This window comes from Actinomadura hibisca NBRC 15177 (assembly GCF_001552635.1).
Classification (GTDB): domain Bacteria; phylum Actinomycetota; class Actinomycetes; order Streptosporangiales; family Streptosporangiaceae; genus Spirillospora; species Spirillospora hibisca.
In genome coordinates, this window is sequence record NZ_BCRO01000011.1 from 177168 (window position 1) to 193742 (window position 16575).

20 protein-coding genes are annotated in these 16575 nt (G+C 72.2%); 5 read left to right on the forward strand and 15 right to left on the reverse strand.

Features of this window, described 5'->3' with window-relative positions:
* The first annotated feature begins 21 nt into the window (after nt 1–21).
* Nucleotides 22–1422, forward strand: coding sequence for an MFS transporter (locus AH6_RS05130; RefSeq protein ID WP_169807799.1), 1401 nt, complete (start codon nt 22–24; stop codon nt 1420–1422).
* A gap of 133 nt (nt 1423–1555) precedes the next feature.
* Nucleotides 1556–2053, forward strand: coding sequence for a hypothetical protein (locus AH6_RS05135; protein WP_067474314.1), 498 nt, complete (start codon nt 1556–1558; stop codon nt 2051–2053).
* Between the two features lie 56 nt (nt 2054–2109).
* Here the strand turns inward: AH6_RS05135 and AH6_RS05140 are convergent, their stop codons facing one another.
* From AH6_RS05140 to AH6_RS05165, 6 genes are all read right to left on the reverse strand, one after another.
* Nucleotides 2110–3045, reverse strand: a complete 936-nt coding sequence (locus AH6_RS05140; protein ID WP_067474317.1) for a sulfite exporter TauE/SafE family protein — start codon at nt 3043–3045, stop codon at nt 2110–2112.
* Nucleotides 3046–3142: 97 nt separating this feature from the next.
* A complete protein-coding gene (locus AH6_RS05145; protein ID WP_067474320.1) occupies nt 3143–3808 on the reverse strand; it encodes a glycosyltransferase family 2 protein in 666 nt (221 codons plus the stop codon).
* Nucleotides 3805–4395, reverse strand: a complete 591-nt coding sequence (locus AH6_RS05150; protein WP_067474322.1) for a class I SAM-dependent DNA methyltransferase — start codon at nt 4393–4395, stop codon at nt 3805–3807. Before AH6_RS05150 ends, AH6_RS05145 begins: the two co-directional genes overlap by 4 nt.
* On the reverse strand, nt 4392–5072 hold the full coding sequence (locus tag AH6_RS05155; RefSeq protein WP_245679185.1) for a PIG-L deacetylase family protein: 681 nt from the start codon (nt 5070–5072) through the stop codon (nt 4392–4394). Before AH6_RS05155 ends, AH6_RS05150 begins: the two co-directional genes overlap by 4 nt.
* The gene (locus AH6_RS05160; RefSeq protein WP_067474325.1) at nt 5069–5953 is read right to left on the reverse strand and encodes an acyl-CoA dehydrogenase; all 885 of its coding nucleotides are present in this window, start codon (nt 5951–5953) and stop codon (nt 5069–5071) included. Before AH6_RS05160 ends, AH6_RS05155 begins: the two co-directional genes overlap by 4 nt.
* A gap of 121 nt (nt 5954–6074) precedes the next feature.
* The gene (locus tag AH6_RS05165; RefSeq protein WP_083982240.1) at nt 6075–6983 is read right to left on the reverse strand and encodes an arginase family protein; all 909 of its coding nucleotides are present in this window, start codon (nt 6981–6983) and stop codon (nt 6075–6077) included.
* A gap of 229 nt (nt 6984–7212) precedes the next feature.
* On the opposite strand from AH6_RS05165, the gene AH6_RS05170 reads away from it, so the two are divergent.
* Both AH6_RS05170 and AH6_RS05175 read left to right on the forward strand, forming a co-directional pair.
* Nucleotides 7213–7626 carry a hypothetical protein gene (locus AH6_RS05170; RefSeq protein WP_067474327.1) on the forward strand — a complete coding sequence of 138 codons (414 nt, stop codon included), beginning with the start codon at nt 7213–7215 and terminating at the stop codon, nt 7624–7626.
* A 92-nt stretch (nt 7627–7718) separates the two neighbouring features.
* Complete coding sequence (locus tag AH6_RS05175; protein ID WP_067474329.1) at nt 7719–8585, forward strand: alpha/beta fold hydrolase; 867 nt, start codon at nt 7719–7721, stop codon at nt 8583–8585.
* 34 nt (nt 8586–8619) lie between these two features.
* Here the strand turns inward: AH6_RS05175 and AH6_RS05180 are convergent, their stop codons facing one another.
* The 7 genes from AH6_RS05180 to AH6_RS05210 all read right to left on the reverse strand — a co-directional run bounded on the left by AH6_RS05180 (nt 8620) and on the right by AH6_RS05210 (nt 14325).
* Entirely contained in the window at nt 8620–9027 is a 408-nt protein-coding gene (locus tag AH6_RS05180) for a hypothetical protein (RefSeq protein WP_067474331.1), read from the reverse strand.
* A 222-nt stretch (nt 9028–9249) separates the two neighbouring features.
* Nucleotides 9250–10470, reverse strand: coding sequence for an epoxide hydrolase family protein (locus tag AH6_RS05185; RefSeq protein ID WP_067474333.1), 1221 nt, complete (start codon nt 10468–10470; stop codon nt 9250–9252).
* 8 nt (nt 10471–10478) lie between these two features.
* The gene (locus tag AH6_RS05190; RefSeq protein WP_067474335.1) at nt 10479–10931 is read right to left on the reverse strand and encodes a MarR family winged helix-turn-helix transcriptional regulator; all 453 of its coding nucleotides are present in this window, start codon (nt 10929–10931) and stop codon (nt 10479–10481) included.
* 185 nt (nt 10932–11116) lie between these two features.
* On the reverse strand, nt 11117–11836 hold the full coding sequence (locus AH6_RS05195; RefSeq protein WP_067474338.1) for an SGNH/GDSL hydrolase family protein: 720 nt from the start codon (nt 11834–11836) through the stop codon (nt 11117–11119).
* Complete coding sequence (locus tag AH6_RS43440) at nt 11833–12015, reverse strand: hypothetical protein (RefSeq protein ID WP_067474341.1); 183 nt, start codon at nt 12013–12015, stop codon at nt 11833–11835. Before AH6_RS43440 ends, AH6_RS05195 begins: the two co-directional genes overlap by 4 nt.
* 82 nt (nt 12016–12097) lie before the next feature.
* Nucleotides 12098–12934, reverse strand: a complete 837-nt coding sequence (locus AH6_RS05205) for an AraC family transcriptional regulator (protein ID WP_067474344.1) — start codon at nt 12932–12934, stop codon at nt 12098–12100.
* A 158-nt stretch (nt 12935–13092) separates the two neighbouring features.
* Nucleotides 13093–14325, reverse strand: coding sequence for an MFS transporter (locus AH6_RS05210; protein WP_067474347.1), 1233 nt, complete (start codon nt 14323–14325; stop codon nt 13093–13095).
* A gap of 37 nt (nt 14326–14362) precedes the next feature.
* On the opposite strand from AH6_RS05210, the gene AH6_RS05215 reads away from it, so the two are divergent.
* Entirely contained in the window at nt 14363–14944 is a 582-nt protein-coding gene (locus tag AH6_RS05215; RefSeq protein WP_218005716.1) for a CGNR zinc finger domain-containing protein, read from the forward strand.
* Nucleotides 14945–14959: 15 nt separating this feature from the next.
* Here the strand turns inward: AH6_RS05215 and AH6_RS43445 are convergent, their stop codons facing one another.
* Nucleotides 14960–15292 (reverse strand): glyoxalase superfamily protein, encoded by a 333-nt coding sequence (locus tag AH6_RS43445; protein WP_067474353.1) that lies wholly within the window; start codon nt 15290–15292, stop codon nt 14960–14962.
* A gap of 16 nt (nt 15293–15308) precedes the next feature.
* Nucleotides 15309–16520, reverse strand: a complete 1212-nt coding sequence (locus tag AH6_RS05225) for an ROK family transcriptional regulator (RefSeq protein WP_067474356.1) — start codon at nt 16518–16520, stop codon at nt 15309–15311.
* Between the last annotated feature and the right edge of the window lie 55 nt (nt 16521–16575).

Consider the following 16575-nt stretch of genomic DNA (forward strand, 5'->3'; position numbering starts at 1 on the left):
CCGGGGACGGAGGACGCGCAGATGGCCGAGCCTTCCGGGGTGGCCGCGCCCGCGCGGGCGGGCGCACGGGTGTGGGGCGCGGTCGTGGCGTTGTGCCTCATCCAGTTCGTCGACGTCATGGGCGTCACGGTCGTGCTGACGGTGCTGCCGCGCATGCTGGCCGACGTCGGCGCCGGACCCGCGGGCGGCACGCTGGTGGCCACCAGCTACGCCATGTTCTTCGGCGGGCTGCTGATGTTCGGCGCCAGGCTCGGCGACCGGATCGGGCACCGGCGGTGCATCCTGGCGAGCCTGGCGGTGTTCGCCGCCGGTTCGGCGCTGGCGGCCGTGGCCGGGTCCACGCTGGTCCTGGCCGCCGCCCGCTGCGTCCAGGGGGCGGCGGCCGCCACGGCGGTCCCGTCGGCCCTCAGCCTGCTGACCTCGGTGACCGGCGGCGACGAGCGGGCCCGCGCCCGCGCGCTCGCCGGCTGGAGCGCCGCCGGGGCGGCCGCGAGCGCGGCCGGGTTCGCGGTCGGCGGGACGGTCGGCGGGACGGTCGGCTGGCGGCCCGTCTTCTGGGGGCTGACCGCCGTCGCCGCGCTCCTGGCCGCGCTGGTCGTCGCCTTCGCGCCGCCGGTCGCCGGCGAGGGCGCCAAGGCGCTGAACCTGGCCGGCACGGCGCTGCTCACCACCGGGGTCATGCTCGTCGTGGTCGGGGCCACGCTGCTGGGCGAACCGGCGCACCGCGCCACGGGCGCGCTGCTGCTGGCGGCGGCGGTGGCGGCCCTGGCGCTGTTCGTGCTGGCCGACCGGCGCTCCGGCGCGCCGCTGCTGCCCGGCCCGGTGCTGGGCCTGCCCCAGGTGCGGCACGGAACCGTCGCGGCCTTCGTCAACACCGCCACCACCACCGGCGCCGCCACGCTGATCACCCTGTACCTGCAGGGCTCCCTCGGCTGGTCGCCGCTGGAGTCGGCCGCGGCGTTCCTGCCGCTGAGCGTGCTGGTCGTCGTGGGCTCGGCCGCGGCGGCCCGGCTCATGGCGCGCCGGGCGGGCGAGCGCGTCAGCGCGCTCGGCCTGCTGTTCGTCGGTCTCGGCCTGGCGTTGCCGCTGCCGGACCCGGGGTCGCTGCCGCTGCTGGGCGGGGGCATGGCGGTCGCCGGGTTCGGGCTGGGCCTGTCGTCGGTGGCCTCGACGTCGATGGCCACCGACGTCCCCGAGGGCCCGCGCGCCACCGCGTCCGGGATCGTCAACACCAGCGCGCAACTCGGCAGCGCGATCGGCACGGCGGCCCTGCTGCTGACCACGGCGGCCGCCGGGCAACCCCTCGACGCGGGCGGGGGGACACCGGTGATCGCGTGGACGGTCGCGGCGGTGAGCGCCGTGGCCGTCGCCGCCGCCTTCACCCGCGCACGCCCCACCGGCCCTCCCCGGCCGCAGCCGTAGCGCGGCCTCACCGTCCAGCGTCCGGGCCACTCCACCTCGGACCGGGCCCTGGGCTGCACCTGAGGGCCGCCGGCCCCTCCAGCGCGTGCCACACTATGACGATCTTGACCCCCCGACCCACGGAGACACGATCGTGCGCACGCGCTCCCTCGCACTCGTCGTTCCCGCGCTGATCCTGGCCGCGAGCGCCTGCGCCCAGGAACCCGCGGCCGCCCCCAAGCCGTCCCCCACCACGGCCGCACCGAGCACGCCGGTCCCGGCGCCCAGCACACCCTCGGCCGCTCCGACGCCGGCCAAGCCGCGTGCCAAGAAGACGACCGTCAAGGCGACGCCCCCGCGCAAGCCGGTGCTCTCCGGTCCGCACACGAACTGCGGGGAGATCCAGCCACCACCGAGCAACGGCCCCATGGCCGTGGTGGCGGTCTGGAAGGGCCGGGCCAACTGCGCGCAGGCCATCCAGGTCTTCCAGACCTACTACCGCAAGAGCACGCCCAAGCAGGGGTCGGCGGGCATCGCGACCGTCAACGGCTGGCTCTGCGCCAGCAACTCCGCCGCCGAGGCGTCCACGACCGGCCGCCTGACCTCCTGCCGGAAGGGCACCGCCACGATCGTCGCCGACATCATCCCCTGACCTCACTGCCCCGCGGGACTGGGCCGTCCGTGCTGTGGCGGCTCTGTAGGGCGGTGTCAGGCGGGGGCGGGTTCTTCCTTGGCGGCGCGGCGCTGGTGTTCGTCGAGCGCCTCGACGGTCTCTTCGTGCTGGTGGCGGCGGTACTGGTGCACTGAGTAGGCCACCGCTGCCGCCCACAGCGCCGAGATGGCGATGTAGGAGGCCGTCCGTACAGACGGCGGGGCGTCGAGCCAGTCGCTGCGCAGCAGGGTGCGCGCGTTGGTGAGGATGATCAGGCCGCCGACGGCCGAGCCGAGGATGCGCGGCGGGATGTGGCGTACCAGCCAGGCGGCGACCGGCGCGGCGATCACGCCGCCGGCCAGCAGCACCGCGACCCAGGCGAAGTCGATGTTCTCCGAGCCGATCCCGACGAGGAAGCCGATGCTGGCGGCGACGGCCACCAGGAACTCGCTGGTGTCGATGGAGCCGATCACCTTGCGCGGCGGGATGCGTCCGCTGGCCAGCAGCGCGGGGGTGCCGACCGGGCCCCAGCCGCCTCCGCCGGTGGCGTCCACGAATCCGCCGAACACTCCCAGCGGGGTCAGGAAGCGGCGGCGCAGCGGCTTGCCCAGGTTGCCGCGCGGCAGGCCGAAGGCGGTGAAGCGGGCCAGGAGGTAGACGCCGAGCGCCAGCAGGATCAGCGACATGATCGGCGCGGCGGTCTCGGTGGACAGGCGCGACAGGAACGTGGCCCCGGCGAACGCGCCGACGGCGCCGGGAACGCCGATCCTGGCGACGACCTTCCAGTCGACGTTGTCGAAGCGCCAGTGCGAGACGCCCGAGGCCAGCGTGGTGCCGATCTCGGCCAGGTGCACGGTCGCCGACGCGGCGGCGGCGTTGGTGCCGACGGCCAGCAGCAGCGTGGTCGAGGTGACGCCGTAGGCCATGCCCAGGCCGCCGTCGACGAGCTGGGCGGCCAGGCCGACCAGTCCGAGCAGGAGGAGTTTGCGCATCACGTCCCCTTTCCACTTTTCCCTACTTGTTTAATTAAGAATAGGGTGCGGCGGCGATTCCAGGGCGTCAAGCCCTGGTTCGGGCACGTGCGGCCGCTTAGCAGGGTTGGGGGTCTTCTTGGGGTGGGACCGGGACGGCTTCTGGGGTCAGGGATTCCAGTAGGTGGCCGAAGCCGTGTGGTGCGCGGTATTGGCGGCGTGCCGAGGTCACCACCTTGACCGACGTCGTGCGCAGCACCCGTTGGCCGGTGGCTTCCAGGGCGGCGACGAGGGCGTGGTCCTCTCCGGTCGGTAGGGGTGGGAAGCCGCCCGCTGCTCGGTAGGCGTCGGCGGTGAAGCCCAGGTTCGCGCCGTGCAGGCCGGGGCCCGGGTAGCGGCGGTGGTACAGACGGGGCAGCCACGCGGGGTGTTCGCTCCAGTCGGTCACGCCGACCGTGCCCGCGACGGCGTCCCAGCCCTGTTCCGCGTGGCGGAGCTGGGCCCGCAGCCAGTGGGGCGGGACGAGGGTGTCGGCGTCGGTCGTCGCGATCCAGCGGACGCCGCCGCGGATCAGTTCGGTGACGCCCGCGTCCCGGGCCAGGCCGACGCTGCGGGCGTCGATCTCGATGACCGTCGCGCCGTGGGCGCGGGCCACGGCGGCCGTCGCGTCGTGGCAAGCGTCCGCGACGACCACGACGGGCGCGCCGGTGAGGCTGAGGGCGGCCAGGCAGGCTCCGAGGTGTTGTTCCTCGTCGTGGGCGGGGACGACGACGCCCGCCTTCACACCAGTCCCTCGGCGGTGGCGACGGAGGTCGGCTCGCCCTGGACGAACACCTCGCACAGGAAGTCGGGTTCGGTGTGGCTGACCAGGCAGTTCAGGGGTGTGCGGGCGAGAGCGCGGTGGACGTCGTCGCCGGTGTGCGGGTAATCGGGGACGGGGTGCCGCCAGTGGACGGCCAGGAGCGTGCCGCCGGGGTTGAGGGCGTTCACGGCGCGGTCCAGCATCGTGGCGAGGTCGTGGTCGTCGAAGTAGTACAGCAGTTCGGACAGGACGATCAGGTCGAAGCGGCCGTCGGGCCAGTCCTGCGGCATCGTGCGGCGTTCGACGCGGGCGCCGGGTGCGCGGCGGCGGGCCTGTTCGACGGCTGCCGTGGAGGTGTCGCAGGCGAAGAGCCGGTCGCAGCGCTCGGCGAGCAGGGCGGTGAGCACGCCGATGGAGCAGCCGGGTTCGAAGGCGTCGGCGTAGCGGCGGCGGGGCAGGGCGGCCAGGGTGAGGGCGTATTTGCGCTGCTCGTACCAGCGGGACTGGAAGCCCCACGGGTCGGCGGACTCCTCGTACATGCCGTCGAAGTAGCCGGTGTCCAGCGTCATCGGAAGAGCACCTCCTGGTCGCGTTCGAAGTGCTCGACGATCGCGGGCGGCAGGATCGTCCCGAGTTGGCTGGTGAAGCAGCCGATCGCGGCGCGTTTGCGGGCGGCGGCGTCGGGCGTCAGCGGGACGCGCAGCGCGTCGGCCCAGGGCATCGCGGGGTCGGCGGGCTTGGCCCAGTGCCAGGCCCAGATCGGGAAGCGCAGGACCTCGACGCCGCCTGCGGCTCCGGCGGCGAGCGCGGAGCGGCCCGCCGCCTCGTGGTCGCAGTGCGCGTCGTACTCCCAGGGGGCCAGGCACACGTCGAACCCGCGCACCAGCTCCTTCAGGACGGGGGTCAGCTCGTCGTCGCGGACGTCGGCGTCGGGCATCCCGAGCCGGTGCACCTCGCAGTCGCCGAGGTGGGCCAGGGCCGCTTCGGTCTCGGCGCGCCGGACGGCCGTGATCTCCGCCGGGGGCAGGTGCGGGTGGGACTTCTCGCCGTCGGTGACCGCGATCAGGCGGACGGGGATGTCGAGCTGGGCGAGCAGCCCGCCCACGCCGAGCACCTCGTCGTCGGGGTGCGCGGCGACGACGACCGCATTGCGCCAGCGGGAGACGTCCAGCAGCGGCAGCCCGGCCAGGCCGGGCCAGGCGCGCCACTCCCCCTCGGACGTGCCCGGCGCGTCGATCCGGTTCACCAGTCCCGCCCGTTCACCCGCTCGCCGAGCGCGGCGAGGTCGCGTTCGGCGTGGTGCTGGCGCAGGTAAACCGTCAGGTCGGCGACGCGGCGGCCGTGCGCCTCGTCGTGCGCGAGCGGTCCCGCGCCGAGGGCCCGGCCGACGCGGTCCATGACCTGGGCCGACGCGTCGGCGACCAGGGACCGGACGCGCAGGGCCCGCAGCGCCGCCTGTTTGCGGTGGTCGAGCGGGTCGGCGTCGATCTCGTCGGCGGCCGCGTCCAGCGCCGACCGCGCGCTGCGCAGCAGGACGTCCACGGCGCCCAGGTGGGCGAGGGCGTGCGGGCCGGTCGCGCCGAGCAGCTTGCGAGCCGTGCCGCGCGCCCCGCCGTACCAGACGGCCGCGACGCCGACGCCGCCGTGGTGGAAGCCGGGCCGGTCCACATAGGGGCCGACGTACTCGCCGGGGACGCCGTCGAAGCGCATGTCGAGGCTGTCGCTGGCGGCCATGCCCGTCGCGGGCCAGGTGCCGGGCACCGGTTCGCCGGGCTCGACGGCGTACAGGTCGGAGCCGACGGTGACCAGCGCGTGCGTGCAGGTCCACGCGCCCGAGCAGAAGGGACGGGTCCCGCTGATCAGGCCGCCGTCGATGGTGAGCGCGTCCGGTTTGGCGGCCCAGACCGCCCAGCGGCTGCCGGGCGGCGGCGCCGGGCCGTCCAGCTCGGCGAGGATGGCCAGCGCGTCGAAATGCCCCTCGGCCAGCCGCGCCAGCGACAGGTCCTCCTCGCCCAGATCGGCGAGCGCGGCCCAGCGGCGGCGCGTCTCACCTGATCCGGGGAGTGGTGGCGGCTCAGCGGCCACCTCACCGAAACGTCGTTCCACCTGTGCCTGCCAGCCGCTCATGCGTCCCCTCCCCCACAGCGACCTACCCAGCACAAACGTTCAAAACCGCCGCATCGCTCCAGGTGGGCGGTCCGCCTGAAGGTGCTGCTCCCTACGCGTCTCGCGTGTCTGCTGTTCGGTGTCAGCGGCGGTCGCGGCCGAGCGAGGCGAGGCCCGGGACGAGGATGTCGGTGAGGAGGCGGGCGTGGGTCCCGTCGGGGTCGAGGTCGGGATCGAAGACGGTGACCTGCGCGCCGACCGCGCGTGGGGCGAGGGCGGCGAGCAGCTCGGTCAGCTCGGCCGCGTCGAGGCCGCCGGGGTCGGGGCTGTCCACGGCGGGCATCAGGGCCGGGTCGAGGATGTCCACGTCCAGGTGGAGCCAGTAGCCGTCGAGGTCGCTGCGGTCGACGGCGTCGAGGATCTCGCGGGCGGTTCGTTCGACGCCCTGGTGCCGGATCCGCGAGGCGGGCAGGACGGCGGCCAGCAACGTCGTGGTCTCGTCGAGGAGCTCGTCGTCGTCCCGGCAACCCGCGTGGACGGTGTCCTCCGGCGCGAAGTAGGGGCCGAGCCCGTCGATGTCGGCGATCGCGGGCCAGTGCCGTCCCACCGCGGCGGCGAGGTCCTCCCCCGCCAGGCTCGCGCACTTGTCGGAGTTGTCCGGGTTGCGGAAGTCGGTGTGCCCGTCGAGGTGGACCAGCCCGTAGCGGCCCGGCGCCCGCCGCAGCGCGAGACCGGCCGCCACCAGGATGCCGCAGTCCCCGCCGAGCACCAGCGGGGCCAGGCCGTCGGCCCGCAGCAGGTCGATGCGCTCGGCCAGGCGCCGCGCGTGGTCGACGATCGCGGCCTGGTTGCGGAGCGCGCCGGGTGCGGCGTCGTCGGCGTACCGCCCCGGCAGCACGACGCCCCGTTCCCGCGCGCCGAGTTCGGCCAGGCGCCGGTGGAGACCCGCCTCGCGCAGCGCCTCGGGGGCCTTGGCGCAGCCGGGCACGCTGGTCGGCGCGGGAGGCCGCAGGCCGAGGTTGGAGGGGGCGGACAGCAGACCGATCGCCATTCCCGATGCCTACCAGATTCGGTGATCTTTGTGGAGCGGCACGGAGGATCTCCCTCCCCCGTGGATTCGGACAGCTTTCGCAGGCATCGGGACCGGCGGTCGCCGGGCGCTGGCCGCGTCACCGGAACACGGAGATCGTCGTTCTCGGCGTCGCCACGGAGCGCCACGGGAACCCGCCGATGAGCGGGCTGACGGGAAGGGCATGATGACGTTTTCGAGAAGGTTGGCGGTGCTGGCCCTGCCAGTGCTCGCCGCGCTCCCGCTGAGCACGACGGCCAACGCCGCACCGGTCGCGGGCCCGGCTTCGAACGCCAGGGCGTGCGTGCCCGGGACCAGCTACATCAGCAACCAGGGCACCGTCGGCCTCGGAGTGATGAACGACTGGCGCGGCTACGGCAGGATCTACGCCGAGGGGTACCACGACAGGGTCCTGCCGGTCGGCCAGCGCACGGACTGCGCCTCCGGCTTCGGCTGGAGCTACGCCGACGGCTACTACATCGGCTCCGGATACTGCGCCGAGATCAGGACCACCGACTCCAGGGGCCGCTGGGTCCACCACGACACCGTCCTGGCCGGGCAGTCGTGGCGTCCCGACCTCGGCCGGTCGTTCGAGAGGTGGGAGGTCAACCCCTACCGCTGCTGATCCCCGCCCCCGCGCGCCGGTCCGCCTCGCCCCAGGGCGGACCGGCGGCCTGCCGGAGATGATTTTCCGGCGTCCGGACGGTCCAACCTGTCATGGACACCTTGATCGAAACCAACGGGGTGCGGCTGTGCGTCGAGCGCTTCGGCGACCCGGCCGACACACCGATCCTGCTAGTGGGCAACACGATGCTCACCTGGCCCGACGACCTGTGCGCACGCCTGGCGGCCCAGCGCCGCTTCCTCCTCCGCTACGACCTGCGCGACACCGGACGCTCCACCTCCGCCGATCCGGACGCCCCCGACTACACGCTGCGGGACCTCGTCACCGACGCCGCCGGTGTCCTGGACGCCCACGACCTGCCGCGCGCGCACGTCGCGGGCTTCGGCGTCGGCGGCTGGACCGCCCAGCTCCTCGCGCTCGACCACCCCGCCCGGGTCGCGACCCTCACCCTCATCGCGACCCGGCCCACCGCGCCCGGCCCCGCCGACCCCGACCTGCCCGAGCACGCGCCCGAGCTGATGGCCCACTTCGGGAACCGGCCCGCCGTCGACTGGACGGACCGGACGTCCGTCGTCGCCTTCATGCTCGAACACGCACGCCACCTGGCGGGCCCCGCCTTCGACGAGTCCGAGGCACGCCAGAACATCGAACGGGTCCACGACCGCACCCCCGCCGCCCCCGACCCCGGCAAGGCGCACCGCGCCAACCAGATGGCGACCGTGTTCGCCGCCCTCGACAGCGGCCCCCGCTGGCGCGAGCGCCTCGGCGGCGTCACCGCGCCCACCCTCGTGATCCACGGCGAGGACGACCCGTTCTTCCCCCTCGGCAACGCCCGCGCCCTCGCCGCCGAGATCCCCGCCGCGGAACTGCTCGTCCTGCCCGGCACGGGCAACGAACTCCCCCGCCGGACCTGGGACGACGTCGTTCCCGCCCTCCTGCACCACACCGGCCGGGCGTGACGCGCACCGACGCCGCGTCGGAGCAGCGTCCTCGTCAAGGACACAGTTCGTGCTCTTCACGATCGTTGCGGAACTGGGTGTAGACCGTGGGGCACCCCTGAGCGTTCCAGTCGCGGTTCCACGACTCCGTGATCATCTCGTTGGTGACGATGCGCCGGAAGTTCGTCCATCTCTCCCGCCCGTTGTCGTCGATGAACCCGACCCCCACCTCCACCGGCCCCCCGTGCCTGGTGTAGCGGACGGTGACGATGTTGGGCTGCGCCTCCACCCACGCCTCCATCAACCCGTTGGGCGTGGGCCAACGGCCATAACCGGCGAGACGGGCCGACGCCGGCGCGGGCGCCGCGGAAGCCTCGGGCACGACGGCCAGAGGTGCCACCAGCAGCGCCACGGCCGCCCACAGGGACCACAGGAACGACGTCCTCTTGCTGGTCTCTTCCATGTCTTTCCTTCCGCTGGTTCGGACTCGCGCTTTCATGCTCGATTCGAACCAGCGGAAAGAGCACCACCTGGCGTCGACACGCCACCGGTTGATGCTTCAACCCCAAGGGACCCACAGACCGACCTGCCGCAGACACCACAGCGTTAGGACAGGCGGCCGCCTGCGTCTGCTTTCCCGTGGTCAGGTCGTTGGTCACCTGTTCAGTGTGCCCATCTGGGGCCCTCAGCGGCGACCGCGGAAGGTGCGGCGTAGGTCCTCGATCCACTCCGCAGGGACCTCCCACGGGATGAAGTGGCCGCCCCGGTCGTGCGCGGTGAGGTTGACGTGGTTGTACCAGGCGGCCCGATCGCTGTCGACGAAGTGGCGGACCCGCTGCTCGGTGGTCACGCCCGGCGGGTTCTCGTACCCGACGAACGTGATGCCGGTGGGAGCCTCCACGACCGGCCACCGGTCATGCGACGGAGTCCACGGGTAGCGGTTGTTGTTCGCGTAGGTGCGGATCGAGGTGCCGATCGTGTTGTTCACCCAGAAGATCATGGCGTGGGTGAGCAGGTCGTCCTTGCCGAACACCGTCTCGATGTCACCGCCGTCGTCGCTCCAGCTCATCCAGCGCTGGAGTATCCACGCGAGCATTCCCACGGGCGAGTCCGACAGCCCGTACGACAGAGTGCTGGAGTCCAGCACGTGCGCGGCCAGATGGACGGCGAACCGCTTGTCCAACGCCACGACCTGCGCATGGACGTCCGCAGGCAACCCCTCGGGGATGGGACGGCCACCACTGAAATCCCAGGCCCGATCGCCGTTGAAGAAGTCGAGCCTCAGACCGGAGCCGATGTGGATCGCATACAGCTCATCGGCGTACTTGTGCCCGAGCTGGCCGGTGACGAGTGCCCCGACGTCGCAACCGACGGCAGCGTACCGCTCGTAGCCGAGCGTCCCGGTCATCAGGGTGTGCCACAGATCCGCGACCTTCCAGAAGTTCATGTCCGGACGGTCCGGCAACGGGGCCGAGAACCCGAACCCCGGGAAGGAAGGCACGATCACCTCGAACGCCTCGGCCGGGTCTCCCCCGTAGGCGCCCGGATCCGCTAGCGGATCGACGACCCTGGACCAGTGCCAGAAGGTCCACGGCCAGCCGTGCGTGAGGATCAGCGGCGTCGGGTCCGGCCCCACACCGGGCCGGCGCATGAAGTGCACCGGCACGCCGTCCACCTCGACGCGGTAGTGCTCGTAGGCGTTGATCGCCGCCTCGGCCTTGCGCCAGTCGTACCCGTTGCGCCAGTACTCCACGAGTTCTTGCAGGTAGGCGCGGTTGACGCCGTAGTAGGAGTCGTCGTTGCCCGCGTCGACCGGCCAGCGGGTGAGGGCGAGCCGCTGACGCAGGTCGGCGAGCACGTCGTCGGGGACCTGGATGGGCGTCGGCGTCAGGGGGAAGTCGGCCATGCTCGTCCTCACTGCTCGTCCCGGGAACCGCCCAGCTCGGCGATACGACGCAGGGCGGGCAGCGCGGCGGCGATCGCGGAGCGTTCCTCGGCCGAGAGCCGGTCGAGAACCGGCGCGAGCCGGGCGATCCGGTCGGCGCGGCGAGCGGCGACGATCTCGGCGCCCGCGGGAGTGATGTGCACGAGCACGGCCCGGCCGTCACGGGGATCGGGCCGCCGCTCGACCAGTCCGTCGCCTTCGAGCCGGGTCACCATCTGCGTGATGGCCGACTGCGTGACCTGCTCGGTCGCGGTGAGCTCACCGAGCCGCAACGGACTGCGCCGGGCCAGCGTGTGCAGGACCGACAGCGTGGTGAAGCTGAGCCGCTGGACCGAGGACAGCCGGATGTAGAACCCGTTGAACTCCTCGACCGCCGCCGCCATCTCGCCCGGATCCAGCTCGGGCGCGCCCTCCCCTGCCATGCCGAAACTGTATCAGCAACTTATTTAAGTATCTGATGGATATGAGGTCGTTCAGGACAGGAGGGGTCCACGCCGTCGGTGTTCCCCTCAAGTGGAGTCGATCGATGCCGTAGGCGTCGTCCGCCTGGATCGGATGCCACCTCCGCGCGGTAGATGGCATCCGACTGGCCGCGCGACGGAACCGGCTACGCGCTCTGGGCCACCAGACCGGCGTCGATGACCTCGGCGATAAGGCCGGCGCCCCGGCTGTTCTGGTGGACCTGGTCGGTCGTGAGCACGAGACCTCGCCGCCGCGAGATCGAGTCGAGGCTACGGCGCAGCACCCCGTGCTGGACGAGGACGCCGATGGTCTCCGCGGGCTTCACCTGCCGGTAGGGAGTCGGCGGCGGGTCCGCTCGGCGCAGTTCCTCGACCTGGCGTTCGTGGAGCGGAAGGTAGGCCACCTCGTTGGCGGCGGCGACCTCGGCGATCATCCGGCTGTACGCCTGCGACGCCTGCGCCGCCGGCCCGTCGAGTTGCTGACCGAGCATCGGTATCGACAGCAGACCGATCGTCGCGTCGGTCTCCGCTCGCAGCCGTGCGACGACGGCTTCCAGGCACTGCTGGAACCAGCCGGCCGACGGGCGCTCGGGGAGCCGTTTGCGCTTCATGACCTGCTCGACGGGGTAGTCGGCAAGGCTCGCTCGGGCGTCGTTGGTCCCGATCAACACGGTGATCACATCGGGCGGGTTCGTGACGACGGCATCGAGGCGCTGCAAGAGGTTGTAGGCGAAGTCGCCGTTGACGCCGAAACGGGCGAACTGCACGTCGCTGGACGGGTGGCGTCGTCCGAGAAGATCCAGGTAGTCGAAGCTGAACTGCGCGCGGGTGAGGCTGTCGCCGAGGCACGCGATGCGGGTCGTCACGGCGCTTCCTCCGGGCTGAGCGTGCTGACGCGTCCGGTCCGAGGACGGTGGTCGGTGCCGAGGACCGCAGTGATGGCCGGGGCGCTGTGGGCCTGGAGCACCTCCGGGGCCCAGGTGAAGCCCTCGACGGGGGCGGCCCGCAAGTCCATGGCATCGCGTTCGTGGTTGACGAGTCTCATACCGACGATCGTCCACGGCAACGATCGGACGGTCTTGAAGAAAAGGGAAGAGAAGCCGACGCCAAGGGCAGACGGCCGGCGGCTACCCGGCTCCGAGGAGGACTTCACTGCGACGCCAGGCCGTCGGCGACCGGCCCGTGAACTCGCGCCAGTCCCGAACCAGATGGGCCTGGTCGGCATAGCCGGAGACGGCTGCCACATCACCCCACGGGAGCGGGTCCCGCGCCGCCGCCAGTTCGTGCGCGTGCTCGAAGCGCAGGACTCGGGCGAAGGTCTTCGGCGACAGGCCCACCTCACCGCGAAACCGCTCGGTGAGGTAACGACGGCTCCAGCCGAGTTCCGCGGCGACCGCACCAACCTGGACGCGACCCCGCGCGGCGACGAGGCGGCGCCACGCCTCGGCCACCTCGGGACGCGCCCAGCGCACATGGTCGCCGCAAGCGCCACGGCCAACGGCTCGGAGCAGCAACTCGTCCAGCGCGGTGAACCGCGCCGCCCATGTCGTCGCCGATCGGAGCCGGTCGACCAGCTCGACGGCAAGCGCTCCGAGAAGCTCGTCAAGTGGAACCAGGCGGTGGGCGAGCTCGGCGGACGGCACGCCGTAAATGGCCCGAGCCCCGAGCGGTGTCAGCGACACCTGAACACCGTGCTGGCGTCCATCGTGGTGAATCGCGACGGACCGGCACATCAGACCGCTGGCCACGCTGCCGAACCGGGCGACCGGCGACCCGTCGTCAACACCCGCCGCCACCTCCAGAGGATCTGACAGGCTGATCACCGCGGTGAGCGCGCGGCTCGGCGGGCCGCAGTGCACCCCCGCCGGGAGCCCGCGGAGATCGAAGCCGACATACGAGTCGACGTACTCCCGCAGGGCGGGCGCCGGACGTGCGGCGATCCCGGTGGCCGTGTAGTCCTCCATCTTTGTCAGTGTATGAGCCGTTCAATCGAGGAGTGCGTTGCCCTCGTTGAGGGGGTTGTTGTTTGGAGAGGGGAGAGAAACTTCTTAACCCTGGTCCTTTACATAGTAAGAATGCATAGGGTGACCAGGCTGGGTCGCCTTCCGGATCTACGCAGTGATCATCGTGTTTCGAGCCCGGGGCGCTCGTCCTCAAAGCCTCTGCTGTCCTGAGGTGTCCCCTCGCTTGGGAACTCGGCTTCGCTGGAGTTCGTCAGGGCTCGATCGGCCAGGCCGGTGGCCACCGGTAGGGCTGTGACCAGGGCGGCCAGGATCAGCAGCGGACGGGCGCCCGTTGTGGCCAGCAGGCCCGCTGCGGCTGCGCCCAGGGAAGAGAAGGCCACCTTCGTTCCTGCGCTGATGATGAACACCTGGGCGTGCAGCTCGGGTGGCGTGTAGGTGGCGCGAGCCGCCAGTGTCGCGGTGAAGGCGGTCGCGGTCATCATGCCGATCAGCGCGAAACCGGCGAGCGCGTAGGGCAGGGCGGGCGCAGCGGCGCACAGGGCGGTGGCGGCGGCCAGCGCGGTGAAGCGCCAGTGGGCCGCGTTCTCGGGGTCGCCGCGCAGCGGGAAGACGATGACCAGCGCTGAGCCCGCAAGGTTGCCTAGGCCGTAGACCAGGACCAGCGTCGCCCCGGAACCGTGCAGTTCCTTGCCGTAGGTCGCGGCGACGACCGGTAGCGCGCCCAGTTGCAGCGCGTTGAGCATGGTCATCGTGGTCACGCGGCGAAGGGGGCCGTGGCTGGCCAGTAGACGCAGGGCGGCTCGGATGGCGGGTGGGCGGGTGTTCTCGGTGTGGGCTCTTGGCAGGGTTAAGACGATCAAGCCTGCGGCGGCAGCCGCTCCGCTGAGCGTCAGTAGTGCTGCCAAGGGACCGGCCAGCCATGTCACGGCCGCGACGATCGCCGGGCCTGCTGTTCCGCCGACGCCGTAGGTCAGCGCGTCCCAGCCCTGGGCGCGGCGTTGTGCCCGTCCGCCGCGCTCCGTCAGCGCGGCCAGCTGGCTGCTCAGGCCGCCGGTGAGCAGGGGGCCGCAGAGTCCGGCGATCGCGATCGGCAGCAGGGCCGCAGCCAATGGGACCCGGCCCACGGCGAGTGCTCCGCAGGCCAGTGCCAGGCCGTAGAGCAGGTAGGCCACGCTCAACGGTCGGCGCTGGTCACGCGCCCGGTCCAGCCGCCGCGCCGCCCACGGGCCCGCCAGGTGCGGCGCGCTCAGCGCCGCCGCCAGGAAGCCGCCCGCCGCCGCGCCCGCCTGGGCCTGCAACGCCAGCAGCACCAGGCCCACCGCCGCGCCGCTGTCGGCCGCGCGCACCAGCATCGCCGTCGTCACGTACCGGACCAGTCCGGGAGCGGCCATCGTGGGGGCTCCTCCCCTATCGTCACCCTATTGACCGGTGACGACATTGCCAGGTCGGCACGTCACCGGTCAATATGGTGACGTGTTCCTGTTTCTCAGCGGCCGCCCGTGCCTGGATCTGACCACCACCTTGCAGGTGCGCCATCACGCCACGCCTCGCGAGACCCTCCTCACCCCGGCGGACGTCGCCCTTTGGAGCAAGGAGGCGGGCTTGGCCGACGGGCTGGCCGTCGATGCCGGTGGGTTGGAGCGCACCCGGCGGCTACGCGAGGTCGTGCATCGGCTCTGCCGCGCCGTGCTGGAAGGTGTTCCGTTCGGTGCGGCCGATCTCGCGGCGCTCAACGACGCCGCCGGCGTTCCGCCGCTGGTGCCTCGTCTGACGGCGGAGGGCACCAAGGGGCACTGCGGCGATCTCGGCCAGGTGTTGTCCACGCTGGCCCGAGACGCCATCGACCTGCTGTCGGGCCCCTACAGCGAACGCATCCGCGAGTGCGCCCACTCCGATTGCAGCCGCCTGTTCCTGGACGCCTCGCACGCGGGCCGCCGTCGCTGGTGCGGCATGACGTCCTGTGGCAACAAGGCCAAGGCCGCCGCCTACCGCCGCCGCAAAAGTGGTTGAGTCCGTGTCAGATGCTCATTCCTTCGGTGTGCCGATCCGGAGCCGGTTGCCGTCCGGGTCGCGCAGCTCGATCTCGCGCGCCCACGGAGCGTCCTGCGGCTGCACCCCGAACTCGGAAGCGACCGCATCGACATCGCGAACGCGCAGGTAGAGCAACGTATCGGGGCGGGCGTCGCCCTCGTGCTCCGACAGGAACAACCGCAGCTGATCCCGGGCGACCTCGACGAACGCCGGGAAGCCCGGCTCGAAGCGGTGTTCCCACTGTTTCGTGAAGCCCAGCCGCTCGTACCAACCGATCGCCACCGCGGCGTCCGCGACGCGCAGAATGGGAATGATCTCCTCGTCCATGTGACCAGTGTGGCGGTCAGGCCGAGCGCGGGTGCGGTTCGGACGGGGCGAGCGCGCCGTTCAGGAAACGTTCGACCGGCAGCGTCGCCGCGCCGAGCGCGACCGCGTCGGGGCCCATCCGGCACAGCTCGATCGACACCGTCGCGAACGGGTGCACGCGCGAGTGCCGCCGCGCCGCCTCGCGGATCGCGGGCAGCAGCCGCTCGCCGAGCAGCAGGCCCGCCCAGCCGCCGAGGATGACGCGCTCGGGGTCGAACAGGTTGATCAGGTCGGCGATGCCCGCGCCGAGGTAGAGGGCGGTCTCCTCCAGCACCCGGGCGGCGTGCTCGTCGGAGTCGGCGCGGTCGAGCAGGGCGGCGAGCGCCGACTCCTGGTCCCTGCCGGGCAGCGGGCGGCCGTAGCGTTCCAAAATCGCCTCGGCCCCGGCGTACGCCTCCAGGCAGCCCGCCGAGCCGCAGCGGCAGTCGCGGCCGCCGACCATGACGGTGACGTGCCCCCACTCCCCCGCGCTGGAGGTGGAGCCGCGGTGGGTGACGCCGTTGCTGATGATGCTCGCGCCGACGCCGGAGCCGATCAGGCCGATGACCGCGTGCTGCGCGCCCCGGCCCGCGCCGAACCACAGCTCGGCCTGGCCCATGGTCTTGGCGCCGTTGTCGATGTACAGCGGCAGGTCGGTGCCCGTGCGGAGCATCCGTTCCAGCGGGACCGCGTCCCAGCCGTAGGTGGGGCCGTGCACGAGGAGTTCGGGGTCGCGCAGGACGACGCCGGGCACGCCGACGCCGACGCCGAGCACGGCCGCGGGGTCCACGCCGCTGTCGGCGAGCACCGCCGACAGGCCCTCCAGGATGTGCGCGACGACCACCTCGGCGGCGTGCTCGCGGGGGTCGAGCGGGTACTCGGCCTTGGCCCGCTCGGTCATCATCAGGTCGAACAGCTCGACGCGGACGCGGGTCTCGCCGACGTCCACGCCGACGACGTAGCCGTGCTCGGGGTCGATCCGCAGCAGCACGCGCGGCCGGCCGCCCTCGGACTCCACCAGGCCCGCCTCGACCACGATGCCCTCGTCGATCAGCTCGCGCATGACGTTGCTGACCGAGGCGGGGCTGAGCCCGGTGGTCCGGCTGAGGTCCTGGCGGCTGCGCGGCTGGTCGAAGTAGAGCGACCACAACAACACCGACCGGTTGTCCCGGCGCAGGTCCCGGACGGTGGCCCTCCTGCGTTCCGCCATTCCTGTCCCCCTTTTATTCACACCTTATAACAAAGGCTGAACAGGAGAGGGCCCG